Source organism: Filomicrobium sp., from assembly GCF_025698805.1.
GTDB classification, from domain to species: domain Bacteria; phylum Pseudomonadota; class Alphaproteobacteria; order Rhizobiales; family Hyphomicrobiaceae; genus Filomicrobium; species Filomicrobium insigne.
Map to the genome: position 1 here is coordinate 75,839 of NZ_JAILWT010000006.1, position 23,251 is coordinate 99,089.

At 58.0% G+C, this 23,251-nt stretch carries 23 protein-coding genes; all 23 read left to right on the forward strand.

Annotation, left to right across the window (positions count from 1 at the left end; all coding sequences use genetic code 11):
• Positions 1-22 precede the first annotated feature (22 nt).
• Positions 23-1,246 (forward strand): phage major capsid protein, encoded by a 1,224-nt coding sequence (locus K5845_RS15495; RefSeq protein WP_287959420.1) that lies wholly within the window; start codon positions 23-25, stop codon positions 1,244-1,246.
• 223 nt (positions 1,247-1,469) lie between these two features.
• Positions 1,470-2,045, forward strand: a complete 576-nt coding sequence (locus tag K5845_RS15500) for a head-tail connector protein (RefSeq protein WP_287959421.1) — start codon at positions 1,470-1,472, stop codon at positions 2,043-2,045.
• On the forward strand, positions 2,042-2,380 hold the full coding sequence (locus K5845_RS15505) for a phage head closure protein (RefSeq protein ID WP_287959422.1): 339 nt from the start codon (positions 2,042-2,044) through the stop codon (positions 2,378-2,380). Before K5845_RS15500 ends, K5845_RS15505 begins: the two co-directional genes overlap by 4 nt.
• A gap of 151 nt (positions 2,381-2,531) precedes the next feature.
• Positions 2,532-2,942: a DUF3168 domain-containing protein gene (locus K5845_RS15510; RefSeq protein WP_046478364.1), complete on the forward strand. Its 411-nt coding sequence runs from the start codon at positions 2,532-2,534 to the stop codon at positions 2,940-2,942.
• A 118-nt stretch (positions 2,943-3,060) separates the two neighbouring features.
• A complete protein-coding gene (locus tag K5845_RS15515) occupies positions 3,061-3,474 on the forward strand; it encodes a phage major tail protein, TP901-1 family (protein ID WP_090229924.1) in 414 nt (137 codons plus the stop codon).
• 19 nt (positions 3,475-3,493) lie between these two features.
• Entirely contained in the window at positions 3,494-3,886 is a 393-nt protein-coding gene (locus tag K5845_RS15520; RefSeq protein WP_287959423.1) for a gene transfer agent family protein, read from the forward strand.
• Positions 3,886-4,059, forward strand: a complete 174-nt coding sequence (locus K5845_RS15525; protein ID WP_076605319.1) for a phage tail assembly chaperone — start codon at positions 3,886-3,888, stop codon at positions 4,057-4,059. The genes K5845_RS15520 and K5845_RS15525 overlap by 1 nt, the downstream gene beginning before the upstream one ends.
• Positions 4,060-4,062: 3 nt before the next feature.
• The gene (locus K5845_RS15530; protein WP_046478367.1) at positions 4,063-4,647 is read left to right on the forward strand and encodes a phage tail tape measure protein; all 585 of its coding nucleotides are present in this window, start codon (positions 4,063-4,065) and stop codon (positions 4,645-4,647) included.
• Between the two features lie 19 nt (positions 4,648-4,666).
• Positions 4,667-5,305, forward strand: a complete 639-nt coding sequence (locus K5845_RS15535; RefSeq protein WP_046478368.1) for a DUF2460 domain-containing protein — start codon at positions 4,667-4,669, stop codon at positions 5,303-5,305.
• On the forward strand, positions 5,302-6,174 hold the full coding sequence (locus K5845_RS15540) for a phage/gene transfer agent baseplate hub protein (protein WP_046478369.1): 873 nt from the start codon (positions 5,302-5,304) through the stop codon (positions 6,172-6,174). Before K5845_RS15535 ends, K5845_RS15540 begins: the two co-directional genes overlap by 4 nt.
• 14 nt (positions 6,175-6,188) lie before the next feature.
• A complete protein-coding gene (locus K5845_RS15545; RefSeq protein ID WP_244464907.1) occupies positions 6,189-6,665 on the forward strand; it encodes a C40 family peptidase in 477 nt (158 codons plus the stop codon).
• Between the two features lie 2 nt (positions 6,666-6,667).
• Positions 6,668-10,639: a baseplate multidomain protein megatron gene (locus tag K5845_RS15550; protein ID WP_287959424.1), complete on the forward strand. Its 3,972-nt coding sequence runs from the start codon at positions 6,668-6,670 to the stop codon at positions 10,637-10,639.
• Between the two features lie 29 nt (positions 10,640-10,668).
• Entirely contained in the window at positions 10,669-11,997 is a 1,329-nt protein-coding gene (locus K5845_RS15555) for a TIGR02594 family protein (protein WP_287959425.1), read from the forward strand.
• A 122-nt stretch (positions 11,998-12,119) separates the two neighbouring features.
• Positions 12,120-12,794, forward strand: coding sequence for a response regulator transcription factor (locus tag K5845_RS15560; RefSeq protein WP_046478372.1), 675 nt, complete (start codon positions 12,120-12,122; stop codon positions 12,792-12,794).
• The gene (locus K5845_RS15565) at positions 12,784-14,169 is read left to right on the forward strand and encodes a sensor histidine kinase (RefSeq protein WP_287959426.1); all 1,386 of its coding nucleotides are present in this window, start codon (positions 12,784-12,786) and stop codon (positions 14,167-14,169) included. The genes K5845_RS15560 and K5845_RS15565 overlap by 11 nt, the downstream gene beginning before the upstream one ends.
• Before the next feature lie 188 nt (positions 14,170-14,357).
• The gene (locus K5845_RS15570; protein ID WP_287959427.1) at positions 14,358-14,867 is read left to right on the forward strand and encodes an RT0821/Lpp0805 family surface protein; all 510 of its coding nucleotides are present in this window, start codon (positions 14,358-14,360) and stop codon (positions 14,865-14,867) included.
• Positions 14,868-14,975: 108 nt separating this feature from the next.
• The gene (gene ccmI / locus K5845_RS15575; RefSeq protein ID WP_287959428.1) at positions 14,976-16,175 is read left to right on the forward strand and encodes a c-type cytochrome biogenesis protein CcmI; all 1,200 of its coding nucleotides are present in this window, start codon (positions 14,976-14,978) and stop codon (positions 16,173-16,175) included.
• Positions 16,176-16,193: 18 nt separating this feature from the next.
• The gene (ccmE, locus tag K5845_RS15580; protein WP_046478375.1) at positions 16,194-16,652 is read left to right on the forward strand and encodes a cytochrome c maturation protein CcmE; all 459 of its coding nucleotides are present in this window, start codon (positions 16,194-16,196) and stop codon (positions 16,650-16,652) included.
• A 24-nt stretch (positions 16,653-16,676) separates the two neighbouring features.
• On the forward strand, positions 16,677-18,656 hold the full coding sequence (locus K5845_RS15585) for a heme lyase CcmF/NrfE family subunit (RefSeq protein WP_090229939.1): 1,980 nt from the start codon (positions 16,677-16,679) through the stop codon (positions 18,654-18,656).
• Between the two features lie 19 nt (positions 18,657-18,675).
• Positions 18,676-19,179: a cytochrome c-type biogenesis protein gene (locus K5845_RS15590; protein ID WP_287959429.1), complete on the forward strand. Its 504-nt coding sequence runs from the start codon at positions 18,676-18,678 to the stop codon at positions 19,177-19,179.
• Positions 19,180-19,327: 148 nt separating this feature from the next.
• The gene (locus tag K5845_RS15595; protein ID WP_287959430.1) at positions 19,328-20,899 is read left to right on the forward strand and encodes a Do family serine endopeptidase; all 1,572 of its coding nucleotides are present in this window, start codon (positions 19,328-19,330) and stop codon (positions 20,897-20,899) included.
• Positions 20,900-21,113: 214 nt separating this feature from the next.
• On the forward strand, positions 21,114-21,794 hold the full coding sequence (locus K5845_RS15600) for a response regulator transcription factor (RefSeq protein ID WP_046478377.1): 681 nt from the start codon (positions 21,114-21,116) through the stop codon (positions 21,792-21,794).
• The gene (locus K5845_RS15605) at positions 21,778-23,196 is read left to right on the forward strand and encodes a HAMP domain-containing sensor histidine kinase (protein ID WP_287959431.1); all 1,419 of its coding nucleotides are present in this window, start codon (positions 21,778-21,780) and stop codon (positions 23,194-23,196) included. The genes K5845_RS15600 and K5845_RS15605 overlap by 17 nt, the downstream gene beginning before the upstream one ends.
• Positions 23,197-23,251 lie beyond the last annotated feature (55 nt).

Sequence of the window (23,251 nt, forward strand, 5' to 3'; positions counted from 1 at the left end):
ATCGAGCAGGAAGAATGTAACCATGTTTACGACACATGATATTGAACGAAAGGGAACGGATGACATCTCCATTGCTTTTGATGACTTTATGCAGGCGTTTGAAGCTTTCAAGGCTGCCAACGATGAGCGTCTGGAGAGCATCGAGAAACGCGTTTCGGCGGATGTAGTCACCACTGACAAGCTTGAACGCATCAACCGTGCGCTCGATGATTTGACGCTGAAGTCGCGACGTCCTCTGCTCGGTGCATCGGGTGGCGTTGCCCGTTCGGCGCTCTCCATCGAGCATCGGAACGCTTTCGATACCTACGTACGGAAGGGGGAAAGCGGCACACTTCGAGAGCTTGAAGGCAAGGCGCTTTCCGTGGGGTCTGATCCGGATGGAGGGTATCTTGTGCCGGAGGAAACGGAAGCGGCGGTCAACCGCGCGCTGAAAGATATCTCTCCTATCCGGGCGATCTCCGGTGTGAGGCAGGTTTCCGGCTCCATTTACAAGCGACCGTTTGCTGTATCGGGTCCGGATACGGGCTGGATCGGGGAGACCGCAGCGCGCGTTGAGACGGCGACGCCAACGCTTGCAGAGCTGTCGTTTCCCACGATGGAACTTTACGCAATGCCTGCGGCGACTTCGAGCTTGCTCGATGACAGTGCCGTCGACATCGATGCCTGGCTGGCGGAAGAAGTGCGTATCGCCTTTGCGGAACAGGAAGGCCAAGCCTTTGTCGCCGGCGATGGTGTGAATAAGCCGAAAGGATTTCTCAGCTATACGACCGTCGACAACGCTGCGTGGGAATGGGGCAAGGTCGGTGTTTTGACGACGGGTGTTGCCGGAGACTTTGCTGCGTCTAATCCTGGCGACATTCTGATTGATCTCATTTACGCGGTGCGTTCGGGTTATCGGGCGAATGCTCACTTCGTCATGAACCGGTCAACGCAGGCGGAGATCCGAAAGCTCAAAGACAACGATGGTCATTACCTGTGGCAGCCGGGCGCGCGACCTGGTGAAGCTCCTTCCTTGTTGGGCTTCCCCGTGGCAGAGGCGGAGGACATGCCGGATATCGCGGCGGATGCGCTTGCCGTGGCCTTCGGCGATTTCAGGCGCGGCTATCTGATCGTGGACCGACTGGGTATTCGCGTGCTGCGAGACCCTTATTCCGCGAAGCCCTACGTGTTGTTTTATACGACGAAGCGTGTGGGCGGTGGCATCCAAGATTTCGATGCGATCAAGCTTTTGCAGTTCAGCGCCTAGTCGCTGAATTCCGCGACACGACGATTCATTGGGATGGGCGCTGGCCGTTGGGGTCGCGCCCTTTTTTGTTTCCGCCAGCGGGTCTCCTCTGCCGCTGCCGGAGAGTGCAGGGCCGCCTGACACGCCACATACGGCGGTCCTGCCGCTTTCTTTTTAAAGACGGCTGTCAGGCTGTTCGTTGAACTGGAATGGCAAAACGCGGTTGTCGAGAATAGGTGACCTAATGGCTCTCGTCCTGCAAAGCGGCCCGGCTTCCGAACCCGTTTCGGTTGAGGAGGCGAAGGGATATCTGCGCATTGACGGAAATAGCGAGGATGCCCTCGTCTCCAGTCTAATCCTGACGTCGCGCCTGCATGTCGAGGCGGCTCTTGGGGTGGCGTTGATAACGCAGGATTGGCGGTTGGTTCTGGATCACTGGCCGCGTTCGGGAGCGGTGCGGTTGCCGCTTCGCCCTCTACAGTCAGTGAACGCAGTGCGTGTGTTCGATGCCGATGGAGGGCACGCCACGGTCGATCCCGCCCGCTACGTGGTCGACACTGCGGGAACGCCAGCGCGTTTGATCGCGACGGTTGCTGGCTGGCCTAAGCCGACCCGCGCCGGCAACGGGATAGAGATCGATCTGACAGCCGGCTATGGAGGTGCGCTTGAGGATGTGCCTGAACCCATCCGCCAAGCGCTGCTGTTACTCGTCGCCCATTGGTATGAGCACCGCGACCCGATCGAAATCGGATCGGATGGGGTGGCTATTCCGGCTAGTGTTTCCCGGTTGTTGAAGCCCTATCGAATGGTGCGCGTATGATCCGAGGTGGGGATGTTCGCATTGGCGACCTGCGGCAACGTGTTGGTATTGAACGTGTTGTGCGCGTCACGGATGGTGGCGGCGGTGCGGAAGAAGAATGGGACATGGTGGCTGAAGTCTGGGCGGCCGTGATGCCGTTGACAGGCACCGAACGCGTCGAAGCCGATGCCGTTAATGGGAACGTCTCCCACGAGATCTGGATGCGTTATCGCCCGGATGTCGCTCCTGATATGCGGCTGCGCCTTGGGCCTCGGCTGTTCGACGTACGGGCCGTCATGGATGTCGAAGAACGTCGCCGGTTTCTGCGGTGCTTATGCGAGGAGCGGGATCTGTGAAGGTGGGCGTGACGCTGCGTGGATTAAGCAGCAAAGCACGCTCGTCACGCAGACGTCTGGTGGAAGAGCGGATTGCCAGGCTCATTGCAAAGCGTGGACGGCGTGTTCGTCGGTTCTCCCTCAACCTTCGTGAGATGCGGGTGAGGACCTAATGGCGAGTGCTGGATGGGCATTGCAAAAGGCTGTTTACGCCGCCCTGTCGGGTGACGCGGCTCTTACGGCGCGGCTCGGGTCGAACCAAGTTTTCGATGACGTGCCGCGCGAAGCCGAGTTTCCTTACGTCGCGTTCGGCCCAACGGTTGAGCGGGACTGGAGCACCGGGTCTGAGGTGGGGCGTGAACATGTATTCGTTTTGCATGTGTGGTCGCGGCATAGCGGACGACGAGAGACGGTTGAAGTGATGGATGTCGTGCGAGCCGCACTGCATGAGCGGCCTCTTACTCTCGACGGACACCGACTCATAAACCTCCGGCATGAGATGTCGGAGGTACGACGCGATGAGGATGGCGAGACCTATCAAGGGATCGTGCGGTTCCGGGCTGTCACGGAGCCTGAGGTTTAAACAGCATTGGCCCGCACGCATTCCTGCGTCATGACGCGGTGATGACGCCGGTTGGGATGAAGGTGCGTTGCGGGCCAGTTGGTTGTGCCGAGTGCGACTTTAAAAAAGGACGATCCGAATGGCGGCTCAAAAGGGCAAAGACCTGTTGCTGAAGGTCGATAGCGATGGGTTGGGCAGCTTTGTTACGGTTGCGGGATTGCGAACGCGGAGTCTCGTTTTCAACGCGGAGACGGTGGACGTCACGCATCAGGAGTCGGCTGGGCATTGGCGTGAGTTGCTTGCAGGTGCGGGTGTTAAAAGTGCCCGGCTGACGGGCGCTGGGATTTTTAAAGACGAAGCCTCAGACGAGACGGTGCGGGCGTATTTTTTTAACGGCTCGATTCGCTCCTGGCAGGTGGTGATTCCGGATTTTGGCACGATGACCGGACTGTTCCAGATCACCTCATTTGAGTTCAACGGTCGCCACGATGGGGAAGTCAATTTTGAGCTGTCGCTGGAAAGCGCCGGCGAAATCGATTTTGCGGCGGCTTGAGACAACAGGAGCAGTTGGAATGGCGAACCGGCATCGCGGTGAGATCGAGGCGCAACTGGATGGCAAGGCTTTCACGCTGTGTCTGACGTTGGGCGCGCTTGCGGAATTGGAAGCGGTTTTCGGGCATGATGACATGGTGGGGCTGGCATCGCGTTTTGAACGCGGGCGGATTTCGGCAAGAGACGCCCAGCGTGTGATCGGGGCCGGGCTCCGAGGGGCGAGTTACGATATTTCCGATGCGGTGGTTGCCTCGATGCAAGCGGAGGGCGGTGCGGCGGGGTTCGTAGACATCGTCGCTCGGCTGCTTTCAGTGACGTTCGGAGGTTCTGAAGGGACTTCTTCCAGTGGAGAGCCGGAGCCTCAGCGGGAGGCGGAGGGGATTGCGGGTGTCCCTTTCCCTGGGACGAGGTGATGGCCGTGGGCTTAGGCCTGCTTGGGTTGGCGCCTGCTGAGCTCTGGGCAATGACGCCGCGTGAGTTCGAAGCTGCGCTGCGTGGCCGTCTGGGCCGTGGCTCAAGATTATCGGCGCTCTCGCGAGAAGATCTGGGCCACCTGATGCGCGCATATCCAGATCGAAAGGACTGATCCATGGGTGACTTCGATGAAGGGCTCGAGACGTGGACGGTTGTGGTGGATGCGGACACGCGGGCGCTGCGTCAGGAGTTGGACGTTGCGTCAACGCTCGGGCGGCGGTTTTCGAATTCTCTGGTCAAGGCTTTTGAGGGGATTGCGGTCAAGGGGCGTAGCCTGGGGGAGGTGTTGCGGGGGCTGACGGCTGATCTCTCAGGCATCGTTCTCAAAGCTGCTTTCAAACCGCTCGAACAGGGATTTGGATCACTTGTTTCGGGATTGTTTGCGGGCGGACTTGGTGTTGCCCGGGGTGCACCAACCCCTTTGCCGGTTCCCTTTGCCAAGGGCGGCGTCGTGCAAAGCCCTTTCACATTTCCGGTGAAAGGTGGCGTTGGCTTGGCTGGCGAAGCCGGCGCCGAAGCCATTATGCCGTTGGCCAGGGGGCGGGACGGTCGACTCGGTGTTGTGGCACAGGGTGACCGCGCGGGAATCAATGTTGTGGTCAATGTCACGACACCGAACGCGGAAAGTTTTCAGCGCGCGCAGACACAGGTGGCGGCTGCAATGGCGCGCGCGATCTCTATGGGGCAGCGCAATCTCTAGGTGGGCGGGCTAACTGGCTATGTCGTTTCATGAGGTGCGCTTTCCCAGCGGGATTTCCCGGGGAGCGCAAGGTGGACCGGAACGCCGGACGGATGTCGTGGTGCTGGGTTCCGGCTTCGAAGAGCGCAACAGCCGGTGGGCGGATTCGCGGCGCAGTTTTAATGCGGGATACGGCGTACGTTCCTTGGATGATCTGCACGCGGTGATCACCTTCTTCGAAGAGCGGCGTGGGCGGCTTTACGGGTTTCGTTGGCGAGATCATAGCGACTGGAAGTCGTGTACGCCCGGACAGGTGCCGAGCGCTGAGGACCAGGTGATTGGTGTGGGGGACGGTGCCCGCGCCGTATTTCCGCTGACCAAGACTTATGGTGGCGCGGATGCGCCGTGGGTTCGGGAGATCAAGAAGCCGGTGGCTGAGAGCGTGCTCGTTGCGATCGATGGAACGCCGGTGGCTGAGGGTGAGGTGTTCTCGGCTGATACGACGCGTGGGCTCGTGACGTTTTTGCCTGGTTATGAACCGGAGGCAGGTGCGGTTGTGTCGGCTGGGTTCGCGTTTGATGTCCCGGTCCGTTTCGATACCGACAAGCTTGAAGTCAACGTACAGGGATTTACGCACGGAGCCCTCCCTAACATTCCCGTTGTTGAGATCCGCCTATGAAGCAACTGCCCGAGGGATTGGCTGCAAAGCTTACCAGCGGTGTGACGACGCTGTGTTGGTGTTGGCGATTGAAACGGCATGATGGTGTGACGCAAGGCTTCACAGATCATGATCGAAACGTTCTTTTCGACGAGACCGTATTTGAGGCGGCTACGGGCTTCACGGCTAGTGAAATACGGGACTCCGTCGGGCTGAGCGTCGATAACTTGGAGGTGACGGGTGCGCTAACGTCAGAACGGCTGACGGAGACTGATCTGGCGGCTGGCCTCTACGATGATGCGCAGGTCGAGATTTTCCGGGTCGATTGGGAGGCTCCGGAAAATCGTGTGCTGATGCGCTCGGGAAGCCTCGGAGAGGTGCGCCGCGCGGGCATAGGTTTTGCGGCCGAAGTTCGTGGGCTTGCGCATTACCTGCAGCAGACCAAAGGCAGGGTTTTCCAATACACGTGTGGGGCCGATCTTGGAGATCATCGCTGCAAGGTTGCTCTGGACACAGCGGAATACACTTCTGCGGGTGAGGTCGTCACGGTCATCAGCCCTCGCCGCTTCAGCGTTAGCGGGCTCGAACTTTTCGCAAACGGTTGGTTTACTCGCGGGCTTCTGACTTTCTCGAGTGGAGCTGCGAGCGGTCAGTCGATAGAAGTAAAATCGCACTCCAAGCCGGGAAGCGGCATTCAGATCGAGTTGTGGACTGCGGCACGGGCACCGCTCGAACCGGGGCACACGTTTCTCATCCGCGCGGGCTGCGACAAGACACTCGTTACGTGCCGGGAGAAGTTTTTCAACGCCGCGAATTTTCGTGGCTTCCCGCATATGCCCGGCAACGACTTCGTGGCGGCGTACGCGCCGAGCCGGACTAACAAAAGCTGACCGGATTGAACTCAATGGCAACCGTGGACGTCTCGCCAACTGAAGCGTGCGGCGCGTGGATGGCTTCCTCTGATGACGTGGTGCGTCTGGCGCGTGCGTGGATTGGGACACCTTACCATCACCAAGCCAGCCGTTGCGGGGTGGGGACCGATTGCCTGGGGCTCATACGCGGAGTTTGGAGGGAGCTCTACGGATCTGAGGTGCAGCAGCCCATAGCCTATACGCGTGACTGGTCTTCGCGAGCGGGAGAGGAACTGCTTCTAAGAGCGGCTCGCACGTATCTCGTGGAGCTGCCACCAGATGTGATCGCGGCGGGGCAGGTCCTGGTGTTTCGCTACCGCTGCGGCTTTGCGGCAAAGCACTGCGGACTTGCGACGAGCCCGGTGGCGTTTGTGCACGCCATGGAGGGCGTTGCGGTTAGCGAGGTTGCGTTGACCTCTTGGTGGCGTCGACGCATTGCTGGCGTGTTTTCGTTTCCTGGGATCAATTGAGAATGGCAACACTGGCCTTGGCCGCTGCAGGCGCCGCTGTCGGCAGCGCGGTTCTGCCTGCCGGCATGAGTGTGCTCGGGGTAACGATCTCGGGCGCGACCATCGGGTCGCAGATTGGAGCGCTTGCCGGAGCCTACGTCGATCAAGCGTTGTTTGGAGCTTCTGGGGAAACGCGGACGGTGGAAGGTCCACGGCTTCAACATCTGCATGTCACATCGTCCACTGAAGGCGCGGCGATCCCACGGATCTATGGCCGTGTGCGGCTCGGGGGCCAAGTGATTTGGGCAACGGATTTTGAAGAAGAGGTCCGCACGACAACCGAGACGTCCGGTGGCGGGAAGGGTGTTTCCAGCGGTGGAGGCGGCATCGAACGTGTTGAGTATCGGTATTATGCCAACTTCGCGGTGGCGATCTGCGAAGGCGAGATTAGCGGTTTAAGACGCGTATGGGCCGACGGTGCCGAGATTGATCTGTCACGCTATGTGACGCGGTTTTATCGTGGTTCTGAGACGCAGCCCGTTGATTCACTCATCTCCGCGCGGGAGGGGAGAGATCAGGCTCCGGCCTATCGGGGAACGGCGTATGTTGTGTTTGAGCGTCTGCCTTTGGCGCGGTTCGGCAATCGGCTGCCACAGCTGTCGTTTGAGGTCTATCGCTCGGTCGAACCGTTTGCCGAGGAGATCCGCGGGGTTGTGCTGATACCGGGATCGGGCGAATTTGTCTATGCGCCCGAGCCGGTGGTGCGGACGTTCGGATACGGTGGAACCGGAGCTGAAAATGTCCACACCCTGCAAGGTGCCAGCGACTGGCAGGTGGCGCTCGATCAGCTTGAAGATGAGCTGCCGAACGCGAAGAATGTTTCGCTCATTGTGAGTTGGTTCGGAACGGATCTGCGTGCTGGTCACTGCGCGATACGCCCGGGTGTTGATATTGCGGAGAAGACGACCGAACCCTTTACGTGGCGCGCCGGTGGCGCGATGCGGGCTCAGGCACATCTTATCAGTACGCATGATAGCGCGGCGGCCTATGGAGGGACGCCAGCCGATAGAACGGTGGTCGATGCCATCCGCGATCTCAAGCAGCGCGGCATCGGCGTTACGCTAACGCCATTCCTTTTAATGGACGTGCCCGATGGGAACGCGTTGGCCAATCCCTACGGCGGGGCTTCGCAACCTGCTTACCCGTGGCGTGGCCGTATTACATGCCATCCCGCTCCAGGTCAGCCGGGGAGCCCTGATAAGACGGCGACGGCAGCCACGCAGATTGCAGCCTTTGTCGGAACGGCGGAGGCGGCTGACTTCGATATTTCTGGTCGGACCGTTTCCTATTCGGGGCCCTCGGAGTGGTCCTATCGACGGATGGTGCTGCATCTGGCGCATCTCGCGAAGGCCGGGGGTGGGGTTGATACCTTCGTAATTGGAACCGAGCTGCGCGGGTTAACCTGGGTGCGAGACGGGGAGGGGAGCTATCCCTTCGTGGCTGCGCTTTGTGCGTTGGCGGATGACGTCAAAGCCGTGCTTGGTGCAGGCTGCAAGATTACGTATGCAGCGGATTGGTCTGAGTACTTCGGACATCAACCGCAGGATGGCTCCGGAGACGTGTGCTTTCATCTCGATCCCTTATGGGCGTCAGAGTCGATCGATGCCATTGGGATTGACTGTTATTGGCCGCTGGCGGATTGGCGCGATGGGCGAGAACACCTCGACTACGTCGGGGGGCATCGTTCGATTTACGATCTCGCATATCTGCGCAGCAATCTCGTCGGGGGCGAAGGGTTCGACTGGTATTATGCGAGCCCGACGGATCGTGATGTGCAGGCGCGTACGCCGATCACCGACGGAGCGGGAAAGCCCTGGGTGTTCCGTTACAAGGATGTCCGAAGCTGGTGGATCAACGCTCATTTCAATCGGCCCGGCGGTGTTGAGGACGTGGCCGCAACGGAATGGGTGCCTCAGTCCAAGCCTATCTGGTTCATGGAGATTGGTTGTCCGGCAGCGGACAAAGGCGCGAACCAACCTAACGTTTTTGTCGATCCGAAAAGTTCGGAGACGGCGTTGCCGCACTACTCGAACGGTGCGCGCGATGACCTTATGCAACGTTGCTACATCCGTGCCTTCGTCAGCGGTTTTGACCCAGATGCGGATGGATACGTCGCTGGGCTCAATCCCATCTCCGAGGTTTATGGTGGGCGGATGGTCGATTGCGAGAGGATCTACGCCTACTGCTGGGATGCTCGTCCGTATCCGGCTTTTCCTCAGAACCTCGAAGCCTGGGGAGATGGAGCGAACTGGCGTCTTGGGCATTGGTTGAGCGGACGGCTTGCGAGTGTACCGTTGTCGGAGCTTGTTGAGGCGATCTTGCGGGACTTCGATTTCGATCGCTTCGAAGCGGAAAGCTTGCAGGGAATGGTGCCGGGTTACATCGTCGATCGCGCGATGAGTGCGCGAGATGCGCTGCAGCCGTTGGGGCTCGCGTATTTCTTCGATGCTGTCGAGAGTCAAGGCGCGATTGCTTTCCGGCATCGCGGTGCCAGTGGTCTTGCTGCTGATTTCGTTGAGGCCGATCTTGTTGAGGGCGACCCAGACACGCCGCTGGCAACGGTTGTGCGTGGGCAAGAGACTGACCTGCCTGCGTCGGCAAAACTCAACTATATCTCTAGTCTGTCGGACTATCAGCAAGCGGTGGTGGATGCACGGCGGCTTGTCGGAGCAAGTGGCCGTTTAGGCCGGGCGGATTTGCCTATCGTACTTGAGGCGGACCAAGCGACGCGTATTGCGGAGAGCTGGCTGTTTGAGACGTGGGCGTCGCGGGAGCGTGCGAGTTTCATTCTGCCGCCGAGCCAGATCGGGCTCGAGCCCGGGGACGTCGTGCGTCTGACCCGCCTTGGGAACGAACAACTTTTTCGTATCACGGAGATAGGAGACCACGGCGCCCGCGAAATCGAGGCGCGGAGCATCGATCCGGATATCTACGTGGGCGGTTCAGCTCCCGATAGAGAAGCAAGTGGGGTCGGACCGATCGATGTCGGACGCCCAAAAGTGGAACTTCTTGATCTTCCGTTGCTCACCTCAGATGAGGACACTCATGCCGCCTGCGGAGCCTATTTTGCGGCTTTGAAGTCACCTTGGCCGGGAGCAATCGCTCTTTATGGATCGCCTGAAGAGGCGGGCTATCGGCTTCGGTCTACGGCTGCTGCGCCAGCGATTTTGGGCGAGACGATCGAATCGCTACCGCCGGGACCGATTGCCCGGATTGATCATGCGAACCGGCTTCAGGTGTCTGTTTCTGGTGGTGAGCTGTATTCGGTTTCTCGACTTCAATTGTTGGCTGGGGCCAATGCCGCGGCCGTGCGTACCGGCGCCGGTGATTGGGAGATCCTGCAATTTGAAATGGCCGAATTGATCGGATCGGGGACCTATCTTCTGTCGGACTTATTGCGCGGGCAAGCAGGCAGCGAAGGCGCGATGCAAGCAGGTGAGCCCATCGCAGCGGGTGCACCATTCGTGATGCTCAATGGCGCGATTGCACGCGTTGATCTCAGTCCAGAAGAGCTGGGGCTGCCCTATTTCTGGCGCTATGGCCCGGCGAACCGGGATCTCGCCGACGCTTCCTACGATCAACAGCAATATGCGTTTCGCGGCATTGGTCTCAGGCCCTATGCGCCGGTTCATTTGCGGGGGAGGCGTGCGGGCGGTGAGCTTGAGGTGACGTGGGTACGTCGCACGCGGGTTGGGGGCGACAGTTGGGGGACGTCAGTCGTGCCGTTGGCCGAAGAATTCGAACGCTATGAGATCGATATTCTTCGGCCGGATGGTTCGGTGGCGCGGACGCTGACGTCTGACACTTCGTCGGTAACGTATACGGTCAGTGCCCAGATGGAAGATTTCGGCGGCGCACAGGAGCAGGTTCGTGTGCGCATTGCTCAGCTAAGCGCGGTTTTCGGCCGTGGGGCTTCAGCGACCGCGGTCCTCTGACTGGATAAACCACGACAAGGATATGTGTGATGGCAGCAAGCGAGCAGCCTGGCTGGCTGACGCAGGCATGGGAGGAGTTTGGCCAACGCGAAGTTAGTGGAGCTCGTCACAATGATCGTATTCTTGAGTTCTTTCGGGAGCTTGGACACGACAGTGTTCGCAGGGATGAGGTGGCGTGGTGCGCTGTATTCCTGGGGGCAAGTTTGGAACGTTCGGGTGTCACAAGTACGCGGTCGCTCATGGCGCGGTCTTACGTGGAGTGGGGAGTTCCCTTAGCGGCAGAGCGTTTTGGTGCTGTTGTTGTTCTCAGTCGAGGTCGTGATACGGCGCTGGGCCATGTCGGGTTTCTTGTCGGATGGACGGAGACGCGCCTGTGGCTGTTGGGCGGTAACCAAGCAAATGAAGTCAACGTTACGGCTTTTAATCGCGCGCGGCTTGTGGCGCTGCGATGGCCCAAACGCGAAACTGGCGTTTTAAGTCCTCGCTCAGACGACTTCTTTGAGTTGTCGCTTGCGCATGTCTTAGAGATGGAGGGCGGATATACCGACGATCCGCATGATCCTGGTGGTCCGACGAACAAGGGGATCACGTTGGCGACGTTCGCGGCTTGGCGTGGGCTCAAAGTTACATCTGAGCGCAGAGATGATCTGATCACCGGCTTGCGGCGTATTTCCGAATCCGAAGTCACCGAAATTTACCGGCAACGTTATTGGCGTCCCGCGGGCTGCTCGAGTTTGGCCCCGGCGCTCGCGTTTATGCATTTCGATGCCGCGGTCAACCACGGTGTGGGTACTGCAATTCGTATTTTGCAGGAAGCGAGTGGGGCTGCCGTCGACGGGGAGATCGGAGCAGAAACGCGCGGGAGGATTGCCGCCATGCCGATTATAGATCTTATTCGGACGTACGCTGAGATCCGCCGGCGCCGATATCGGTCGTTGCCGCATTTCTGGCGGTTCGGACGCGGCTGGCTGTCGCGGGTTGAAAAGACATTGGAGGGGGCGAAAACATTGCCGCCTCTTGGCCAAGTTTCGGCAAGCAAACCAAACCTGTCTATCGAGCAGCGAAATGGAGATGCAAGTATGAGTTCTCAGCAACCATCCTCAGACGTCACGCCAAAGTGGTGGGGTGAGTCCATGACCGTGTGGGGCGCTTTGATCGCTGCGGCGGCCAGCGTTTTGCCAGCCATCGCGCCGATTGTGGGGCTGGATATTACGGCTGATCTGGTGCGGCAGGTGGGGGAAGAGGTCCTACAAGTCGGACAGGCTCTTACGGCTCTCGTGGGAACCTTGATGGCAATTTATGGGCGTACTCAAGCAAAACGGCCGCTTATGCGGAAAGCTATGAGCTTGAAGCTATAGGCGTTTGAGGCGTTTCACACGCTGGTGCCAAATGGGGATGCGCAAAGCCCATTCAACGGCTAGGATTTCTCTTACGCTTCCTTAATAAGGGGGTGTCGAGAAACAAATCGGGGCACATTCCATTGCGCGTTCTTGTCGTTGAAGATGATCAGGATCTCAATCGTCAACTTGTCGACGCCTTAAGTGGTGCTGGATACGCTGTTGACTCCGCCAGTGATGGGGAGGAGGGCTACTTTCTTGGTGATACCGAGCCCTATGATCTTGTGATCCTCGATATTGGCCTGCCCAAGATGGACGGCATCTCGATCCTTGAGCAATGGCGGCGCTCTGACCGGAAGATGCCGGTGATCATTCTTACTGCGCGCGACCGCTGGAGCGACAAGGTGCAGGGCATCGATGCGGGTGCCGACGACTATCTGGCGAAGCCGTTCCACATGGAAGAGTTGCTCGCGCGTGCTCGTGCACAGATGCGGCGCGCATCAGGACATGCTTCTAGCGAGATTGAATGTGGGAGTGTCCGGCTCGATACCAAATCGGCCCGGGTTACGTGTGACGGGACGCAGATTAAGCTGACGTCTCACGAATATCGTCTACTTGCGTATTTGATGCACCATAACGGACGCGTTGTTTCGCGGACGGAACTCGTTGAGCATCTGTATGATCAGGACTTTGATCGAGATTCAAACACGATCGAAGTGTTTATTGGGCGGCTTCGCAAGAAAATTCCGACGGATGTGATTGAGACCGTGAGGGGGCTGGGCTACCGCATGAGTTGCGGCGGCGGCGATGAAGCTTAACTCTCTCGCTTTTCGTATGTTTGCTACGTCAGCAGTGTGGACACTGCTGGCGCTACCTCTCGCTGGCTTGCTCATTTACTCGCTCTATCGCGAGGATGTTCAGACCAGTTTTGATGGCCAACTACAGAAGCTCGTGATCGCGATCGATGTGGATAGTATGGCCGCGACCGGTAATGAGCCTGTGGCACCTACGAACCGGTATGAACCTCTATTTGAGGTCAGCAAGTCGGGTTGGTACTGGCAGATTTCGCCGGTCGGGGATGCGGGGGGGCCTGTTCTTGCATCTGTCTCCCTGGGTAACGCGCGCCTCACGTCCCCATATGCGCTTGGGTATCCAGTGGACCCCGAGACGAATACCCGTTGGCGCAATGATGTGGGTCCCAGTGGCGAGCGTGTTCGGATCGTCGAAATTCTCGATACATTGCGAAATGACCCGGACGGTCAGCAGTATTCGATCATCGTTGCTGGGCCGCTTGAATGGTTTGAAACGTCGATCGTGAATTTCCGTAACCGGCTTACGATAGCCTTGGCCTTGGTAGGGCTTGGCTTGATGCTGGTTACGTTGTTCCAGATCCGATTCGGCCTAGCGCCGCTGAAGCGGGTGCAACGCGCCCTGGCAGAGATACGATCGGGCCGGGCGACACGCCTTGAAGGCCAGGTCCCAACAGAGATTGAACCGCTACAAGAAGAGCTTAACGCGCTGATCCAGTCAAATCTCGATATCGTGGAACGGGCGCGTACGCAGGTTGGCAATCTCGCACACGCCTTGAAGACACCGCTGGCGGTAGTGACCAACGAAGCGCGCGAGCACAAGGGACCGCTCGGCGAAAAGGTGGCCGAACAGGCTAAAATCATGGGTGATCAAATCACTCATTACCTTGATCGTGCGCGGATGGCGGCCCGGGTGAGCGTTATCGGCCGTTCAACGCCCGTTTTACCTGTCGTCGAACCGTTGGCCCGCGCTCTTGAGCGGATATACCGCGATAAGGGTGTCAGCATTACCGTGACGTGTCCCGAGGATGCGAAGTTCCAAGGAGAGAAGCAGGATTTAGAGGAGATGCTTGGCAACCTGCTCGACAATGCGGCTAAGTGGTCGCGTGGGAGCGTCTACCTCAGCGTGGCGGTACCACGTCGGACTGCGCGGCCTCAGCAGCGTCGGCTTAAGATTGTTGTGGAGGATGATGGGCCGGGGCTGACGAGTGAGCAACGAGCTCGTATTGGTCAGCGCGGACTAAGGTTGGATGAAACCAAGCCTGGGTCGGGTTTGGGGTTGTCGATTGTGATCGAGTTGGCTCAGTCCTACCGAGGCAGCCTCGGGCTCGATGAATCGGCGAAGGGTGGATTACTCATCCGTTTGGATCTTCCGGCCGTGTAGTTCGGTGTTCCGGGCTTGTGATGGGGCTTCGGTGGCTGTTCGGCCACAGCGGCGTCGAACTTTTGCCCGAATCCAAAGTGTTATCGGCAATACAATGCTGCCATTGTTATGAAGCTCCCTAACGCAATGCGCGGCTCAGTATTTGTCCAGGCGCGGTTATCCGCACCTGAACCAGCAGGAAACGTACGATGGGCAAATTGCCGTTCTCCGTAACGGGTGTTGCAACCGGTTCGGTTTTTAAGTGCCTTGTTGTTGCAGGAGCTGCGCTTGTGCTGGCTGGTTGCGGTCCTGAAGGGCCGACGAAGGCTGATACCGGTACGGTGGTCGGCGCTGTTGCCGGCGGCATCATTGGCAACCAAGTTGGCAACGGCACGGGGCGTGTTCTTGCGACGGTAGCGGGTGCGTTCGTCGGCGGTATCGTCGGTCATTCCATCGGTCAGTCGCTTGATGAGCAGGATCGGATGTTGGCGCAGGAAGCCGAATATGCGGCTCTAGAGACTGGCCAGTCAGGTGTCGCCCGGCCTTGGCGGAACCCCGATAATGGACACTATGGCGAGGTCGTACCGACCCGTACTTATCGGCGTGGTGAATACGATTGTCGTGACTTTAAGCATACCGTTTATATTGACGGGCGGCCGCAGACGATGAGCGGAACGGCCTGCCGTAATCCGGATGGAACTTGGCGCAACGTGGGTTGATCCGTGGCGTGATTGGGTTGCGACCTATAGAGCCGGTTCAGCCTACGGGCCTTGTGTTATTGGGTTCATCACCTTAATCCAAATCCGAGGCTCGGATTTGGATGGCAAATGGTTCTCTGGATAGGGTTTGCGGCATTAACTGCAGCCGTAATTGCGGTTATTACTCGGCCCCTGCTGAGTGCGCGTGTGCAGGCGGCTGCATCGCGTCAAGCGGATTTGGCCGTTTATCGAGACCAAATGGCTGAAATTGAAGCCGAGCGTGCGCGTGGTCTTATCGAAGCGGCGGAAGCAGAAAGCGCCCGCGCGGAGCTCGGCCGCCGTGTGTTGGCAGTTGCTGGTTCCGGTCAGGGCGATGATACCGCAACGACTGGGATCGGAGAGCGGTATCGCTCATGGGTGTCTGTGGCCTCTGCAGTGCTCATCGCCTTAGCTGGTGCGGGTGTTTATCTAAGTCTCGGTGCTCCCGATCTGCCCAGCAAGCCCCATGCAGCGCGTCTCACCACTCCTAACCAAAATGCAACTGTCGCCGATCTTATCGGCAGGGTCGAGGCTGAGCTGCGCGCACATCCCGAAGACGGCCGGGGTTGGGATGTTCTTGCTCCGGTTTATCTCCGACTGCAGCGCTTTGCTGAAGCGGCCAATGCCTACGCGCAGGCCATTCGCTTGCAGGGCGAAAGCCCAAAGCGACTTGCAGGCTTCGCTGAAGCGACCATTCTCGACAACGACGGGATTGTGACGGAACCTGCACGCAAAGCTTATCAGCGTCTGTTGGAGAGCCAGCCCGATTTTGCTGAAGCACGTTTCTGGCTAGCTGTAGCACTGGAACAGGATGGCAAAGGCGATGCTGCAGCGGACGCGTATCGCGCGTTGCTGGCATCCGCACCTGAAGATGCCCGATGGAAAGAAGTCGTTGCTCAGCGCTTAGCCACCGTCACAGGGCAACCGGTAGAGGCAGGCAACGAGAATAAGGCAGAAGACAAGACAGCTGCGGTTCAGCCGAATGGTTCGCCGGAAAGCTCAGAGACTCCGCGAGGTCCATCTGCGGCCGATATCGCTGCAGCGCAATCGATGACAGCGGAGCAGCGGAGTCAGTTCATCAGTCAAATGGTCACTCAGCTTGCGGCCCGACTTGAGCAAAAGCCTGATGATCTTGCGGGGTGGATACGGTTGGTACGTGCCTATACGGTGTTGGGCCGGAAGGACGACGCGTTGGCGGCACTTGATCGCGCGAGAAAGACATTTCCTGACGGCAGCGAGAATAGGGCGGCGCTCGACGGCTTGGCTGTCGAACTCGGTCTTGGAACGTGACGGATCTTAAGGAACATCATGACGCGTAAGCAGAAAAGAGGGGTTCTTATCGGCGGCGGGGTTGCTCTGCTGGCCGTTGCAGCCATCCTGGTTATGTTTGCGCTGCGTGATACGATCGTTTTTTTTCAGACGCCGAGCGATGTCGCGGCTCACAAGGTTGAAGCTGGTAAACGCTTTCGGCTTGGTGGGTTGGTGGCGGAAGGATCGGTGAAGCGGGGCGCTGGAACCAAGGTCCAGTTTGCCGTAACCGATACACTTGAGACTGTGAATGTCACTTATGAAGGGATACTTCCGGATCTTTTCCGGGAAGGCCAAGGCGTGGTGACGGAGGGCAAGCTGACGGATGCCGGTCTCTTTGTGGCCGATACCGTGCTTGCGAAGCACGACGAAAATTATATGCCGCCGGAAGTGGCGGATGCGCTGGAGAAGAAGGGCGTGAAGCTCGGGCAGGGTGCGACTCATCCGGGCAATCAGTAATCGGCAGGAAAGGGTCTCAAGGCGATGATCATTGAATTGGGCCACTTCGCGCTTGTGCTCGCGGTCGTGGTTGCACTCTTTCAGATGATCGTTCCGATGTGGGGGGCGCGTACGGGTGATGTTCGCATGATGGCGACCGGCGAACCCGCGGCGCTCGCGCAGTTCATCCTTTTGCTTCTCTCATTTTGTGCGCTCACCTACGCGTACGTCACATCGGATTTCTCCGTCGCGAACGTGACCGCTAACTCGCACTCAGCGAAGCCGCTGATCTATCGAATTTCTGGTGTATGGGGAAACCACGAAGGCTCCATGCTTTTGTGGGTGCTTATTCTGGCGCTGTTTGGCGCTCTGGTTGCTGTCTTCGGGGGTAATCTACCCTCGCGACTACGAGCCAACGTCCTGTCAGTGCAGTCGTCGATCGCCTTGGCGTTCGGTCTGTTTATTCTGTTTACGTCGAACCCGTTCTTACGACTTGACCCTGCCCCCTTCGAGGGACGTGGTCTCAACCCAATCCTGCAGGATCCAGCCCTCGCGTTTCACCCGCCTTTTCTTTACGCGGGCTATGTCGGGTTTTCGATGGCGTTCTCTTTCGCCATCGCAGCGTTGATTGAAGGCCGGACAGATGCGGCCTGGGCGCGCTGGGTTCGACCATGGACCTTGGCGGCGTGGATGTTTTTGACGCTCGGCATCGCGATGGGGTCTTGGTGGGCTTACTACGAGCTCGGTTGGGGTGGTTGGTGGTTTTGGGATCCCGTCGAGAATGCTTCGTTTATGCCTTGGCTTGCCGGTACGGCGCTGTTGCATTCAGCACTTGTCATGGAGAAGCGCGAGGCTCTGAAAGTCTGGACCGTTCTGCTGGCGATCCTGACGTTTTCACTCTCTCTGATGGGCACGTTCCTTGTACGCTCCGGTGTTCTGACATCCGTGCACGCGTTTGCTGTTGATCCCGAACGCGGTGTTGCGATTTTGGGGATCATGGTGCTGTTCATTGGCGGCGGGCTAACGCTCTATGCGTTCCGTGCGGGCCAGTTGCGGCAGGGCGGCCTGTTTGCGCCGATCAGCCGTGAAGGCAGTCTCGTGCTCAACAACGTGCTGTTGACGACGGCCACGGTTACTGTCCTGGTCGGTACGCTCTATCCACTCGCGCTAGAGGGGGTTACCGGAGAAAAAATTTCCGTAGGGCCACCCTACTTTAACATGACGTTTGTGCCCTTGATGGTGCCGTTGCTCTTGGCGATGCCTTTCGGTCCGTTATTGGCGTGGAAGCGTGGCGATATCCGCGGAGCGGCGGAACGGCTTGCGGCTGCGGCGCTTGTGGCCGTCGTGGTCATGGTTGCCGTCTTCGCGATGTTCGGACGTGGTCCGTGGTTAGCGCCTGTCATGTTCGCTATAGGCGTTTACATCATGGGTGGAGCGATTTCGGAATTGGCGTATCGCGCGAAGCTCGGATTGGTTCCCTTTGCAGAGACGCGGCGGCGTTTCTGGAATTTTCCACGTTCTGTTTTTGGCACTGCGTTGGCCCATTTTGGTGTCGGTTTGATGGTCGTCGGAATAACGGCGACAACCGCCTATCAAAGCGAGCAGGTTATCTTGATGAAACCAGGAGAGAGCCGGGAAATTTCAGGATATGATCTGACATTTCGGGGTGTGGCGCCCCAACGCGGACCTAACTACCGCGAGCAGGTTGGAAAGTTCGAGGTTCATCAGAACGGTGCTTTCGTTACAACGCTGTCGCCATCCAAGCGGGTATACGACGCGCCACCGCAAGCGACCTCAGAGGCCGGCATCCATGCTTCCTGGCGCGGAGACCTGTACACAGTGCTGGGTGATGCGCAGGAGGATGGCGGTTATTCGATCCGGCTCTATTTTAATCCTCTCGTACGCTTTATCTGGCTCGGAGCTCTGATCATGTTTGTGGGCGGAGCGGTGTCGTTGTCGGATCGTCGTCTGCGTGTGGGGGCACCACGTCGCTCGCGCGGGTTTGCAGTGGCTCCTGCCGAATGACCGGAGGCATATGCTTCTAATGGCAACCTTCATACGGAAAGTGCGCGTTGGTATTTGTTCGCTGGCATTGGCGACCACGATGTTTGCCGGTGTTGGCGCGGCCGTTGAGCCCGATGAAATACTTAAGGATCCGGCTCTAGAAACGCGCGCCCGAGAATTATCTCTCAAGCTACGGTGTTTGGTTTGTCAGAATCAGTCGATTGATGATTCCAATGCGCCGTTGGCACGGGATCTGCGGCTTCTCGTTCGGGACCGTTTGAAGGCCGGAGATACGAACCGCGAGGTTTTGGACTTTGTGGTTGCGCGGTACGGCCAATTTGTGCTGCTTAAGCCGCCATTCAACACGCATACGCTGCTGCTTTGGCTTGCGCCGGCCCTGGCTTTGATTTCAGGGATCTGGCTAGCCTATCGTGTGTTTTTATCCAGTCGTGGACGCGATGCGGCAGCACAAACGATTTCGGCCGCTCAGTCACTCACTCCTGACGAAGAAGCTGAGTTGCGCAAAATTCTCGATGAGAAGTGAGGTTTTCAGGCTTGTGGTGTTTTGACGAAGAGAACACCCGCTGAATATTACGAATGTTTAATTCTCTCGAAAGGCTGCTGTAAGCGCGCACGCACTATCTCTTGTTGGTGAACATGCTTGTCGTTTCGCTAGATGGAGACGTGCCCCAATGCCTATCGAGACCAATGAGGTTTCAAAAACCCGCGCCGGAGGTATTTTCCGGTCAAAGAATCTTCGCAATGGTTGTGCTGCCGCGGCGCTTATTGCTGCTGCCGGTGTTTCGGCAGTGTTTTTCAGCCCACCCCAGCAAGCGGTTGCTCAGCTCAAGCCGGAAGCTCAGACAGCTGAAGCGCCGTTCCCCCGCGCGCCTCTGACCTTTGCGGACATCGTTGATAAGGTGAAGCCCGCCGTCGTCAGTATCTCTGTGACAAATGGCGGTAAAGCCATGGCGTCCAATGAGGAGAAACAACAGGGCCAGCCAATCCCGGGCCTGCCAGACCTCCCGGACGATCACCCCCTGCATGATTTCTTCAAGAATCTGCCTAAGGAGTTCCGCGGACCAGGTGGTGGTCAGCCACGCCGTCCTAGCTTGGCGCAAGGCTCAGGCTTCGTCATTTCCGAGGACGGTTATGTTGTCACGAACAACCATGTCATCGATGATGCCAGCGAGATTCAGGTTCAGTTCGACCAGGATCGCAAATTCGAGGCTGAGCTTGTCGGAACGGATCCTCGCACGGATCTAGCGCTTCTAAAAATTAAGAATCCCGACAACATCAAGTTCCATTTCGTGAAGTTTGCCAATAAGCCTTCGCGCGTTGGTGACTGGGTCTTGGCCGTTGGTAATCCGTTCGGTTTGGGCGGTACTGTGACGGCCGGCATCCTCTCGGCGCAGGGTCGCGATATTGGCTCTGGTCCATATGACTATCTGCAGATCGATGCAGCGGTGAACCGTGGCAACTCTGGTGGTCCGACGTTCAACCTCAACGGTGACGTGGTCGGTGTGAACACCGCGATCTACAGCCCCTCGGGCGGCAACGTAGGTATCGCCTTTGCTGTTCCCGCAGCGACGGCGACTGACGTCATCGCGCAGCTGAAGAACAACGGTACGGTTAGCCGTGGATGGTTGGGTGTTAAGATCCAGAACATCGACGAGGATACAGCTGCCAGCCTTGGTTTGAAGGAACCGAAGGGCGCTCTGGTTTCGGAGGTTACGCCGAACGGTCCTGCTCAGGATGCAGGTCTTGAAACCCAGGACGCTATTCTGACGGTTGATGGGTCTGAGATTTCGGATAGCCGGGATCTTGCTCGTAAGATCGCAGCGTATTCGCCGAACACCAAGGTTGATGTTGGTGTCTGGCGTGATGGTAAGGAGAAGACCATCAAGGTTGATCTCGGACGCTTTCCGACCTCGAAGGACGAACTGGCGGCTCTGAATCAGGGGCAGCCGGCCGAGCCAAAGACGGCTGAGCTCGATCAGCTGGGTTTCTCGCTTGCTGCAGCTAATGACGATAATGAGGAAGGCGTTCGGATTACGAATGTCGATCCTTCATCCGACGCAGCTCGCAAGGGTCTCAAAGCCGGGGATCGGGTGCTTGAAGTTCAGGGCGTGAAGGTGTCGAGCGTTGATGACGTCGTTAAGGGGCTCAAACAAGCGCGCGAAAAGAACCGTCCCGCCGTGTTGCTGCATGTGATGTCCGGCAACGATAAACGGTTCGTCGCTGTTCAACTTAAGAAGAGCTGAGCGCATTGTGCTCACGCAGCCAAGTGAGTGCCACATAGACTAAATGTCGGGAGTGGTTCGGGTCATTAGGACCACTGAACCACTCCCGTCTTCTTTTTTAAGAGCGTTCGCATTTTGGTAGGGCTTATGAGAACCCTGGCGGTATCATAATCGTATAAAATTCAGGCCGATAAGGTTTTAATCGGATATCTGCCGGAAGGGTGGATTAGACACGATGCGCGTGCTCATTATTGAAGACGACAGCGAAGCAGCTAGCTTTCTCGTAAAGGCGTTGAAGGAAAGCGGGCACTCCGCCGACTGGGCAGAGGATGGCGAGACCGGGCTCGAAATGGCCCGTGAAGGCGGCTATGATGTTCTGATTGTTGATCGAATGCTGCCGAAACTTGATGGTCTAACAATCATCAAAACCTTGCGTGAAGAAGGAAAGCAAACTCCAGTCCTCGTGCTTTCCGCGTTGGGCGCTGTCGATGACCGCATCAAGGGCTTGAAAGCCGGCGGAGACGATTATCTCACGAAGCCTTATGCCTACGCTGAACTGCTAGCGCGAGTTGAAGCGCTCTCTCGGCGAACCGTGCCTGAAGAGCAAGTCACGCGTTATGCGGTCGCGGATCTGGTGCTTGATCGTTTATCGCATCGCGTAACCCGTGGAGGTGAAGCCATACAACTTCAACCTCGCGAATACCGTTTACTTGAGTATCTCATGAAGCACGCTGGGCAAGTCGTAACGCGGACTATGCTTCTTGAAAATGTCTGGGACTATCATTTCGATCCGCAGACGAACGTGATCGATGTGCACGTGTCCCGGCTTCGGGCCAAGATTGATAAAAGCTTCGATCGGCCGCTGCTGCATACGGTGCGCGGCGCTGGGTATGTGATCCGTGACGGTAGCGAATAAGCGGACAACAACAGCTTTCTATACGACCGTCTTCGGTGTCACGGCGGCGGCTGTGGTCGCGTTTCTTGTCGTCGCGGCACTCGTTGTTGCCGGTCTTGTGTGGCAGACGAACAAAGTGCTGAGCGAACAGGTTTTGCGGACACTTTCGTCTGAGGCGCAGGTCTTAAGTGCGACGGAGGCGACGGGGGGGCTGGATGCGATCACGCGGGCGATCAATGTTCGCTCTGAGTTAAATCAATCCAATCTCTACTATCTGACGGACGCTACGGGTTCCAAACTCGCGGGCAATCTTTCTCGTTTGCCGTCCGAATTGGCCGATGGGATGACGGGTGGGGTTTTCGACTACACCTCGAATGGCAAAAAGGGAGGATGGGAGCGGATTGCCGCTGGTCTTCCCGTAAGGTTGAGCGGCGGCGGTCTCTTGATTGTCGCGCGTGACATTGAGGATCAGCGGGCGTTGGCGGCCCGCATCCGTATCTTGGCGCTCATTGGCTTTGGCTGCCTTGGCGTTGGTGGTTTGGTTCTGGGTCTGGTGATTGGGAAGAGCGTTCTGTCGCGTGTTGAAGGGATGCGCCAGGCGAGCCGTGCCATTATGGCCGGAGACCTTGCCCAGCGATTGCCCCGCTCGCATACGGGAGATGAACTTGATCGTCTCGCCGAGAGCTTTAACACGATGCTGTCTCGAATTGAGCAGCTAATGACGGGCTTCCGCGAGGTCTCAGATAACATTGCTCATGACCTGAAGACGCCTTTGAACCGACTTCGCAACCGCGCAGAAGCGACGTTGCGAGATGCCACGACGAGTCAGGAATTGCAGGATGGTCTGGGACAGACTATCGAAGCGGCTGACGAGATTATCAAAACCTTCGACGCATTGCTTCTGATTGCGCGGTTGGAGGCCGGCGCCGTATCTTCCACTTTGGAGCCTGTTGATATTGGCGCACTGATACGGGATGCGGTGGAGCTCTATGAGCCTGTGGCGGATGATGCCGGGCTGGCACTGACGTCCAAGGTTGAGCATGACGTGAAGCTCAATGCCAACCGCCGGTTAGTCGCTCAGGCAATAGCTAATCTCATCGACAATGCCATCAAGTATTCCTCCCGACGCAGCCGTGTTGATGGCGACAACCGGCTGGCTGGTCACGTGGAGGTTAACGTACGCCGTTGTGGCGGCAATCGCGTCGAAATTAGCGTGAGTGATGACGGACCAGGGATTGAAGCTGTTGATCGGCAGCGCGTTGTCGAACGCTTCGTGAGGCTGGAGGAGAGCCGCACAGCACCGGGAACGGGGCTTGGGCTGAGCCTCGTATCTGCAGTTGCGCGGCTACATGGCGGTGCTATCCGTCTCGAAGACAACAAACCTGGCCTGCGTGCCGTTGTGGATTTACCTGCCGGTCCCTGATACCTCGATAACGAAGTCCATAACGCTCGGGCATCGAAAACGGGCGAGGATGCGG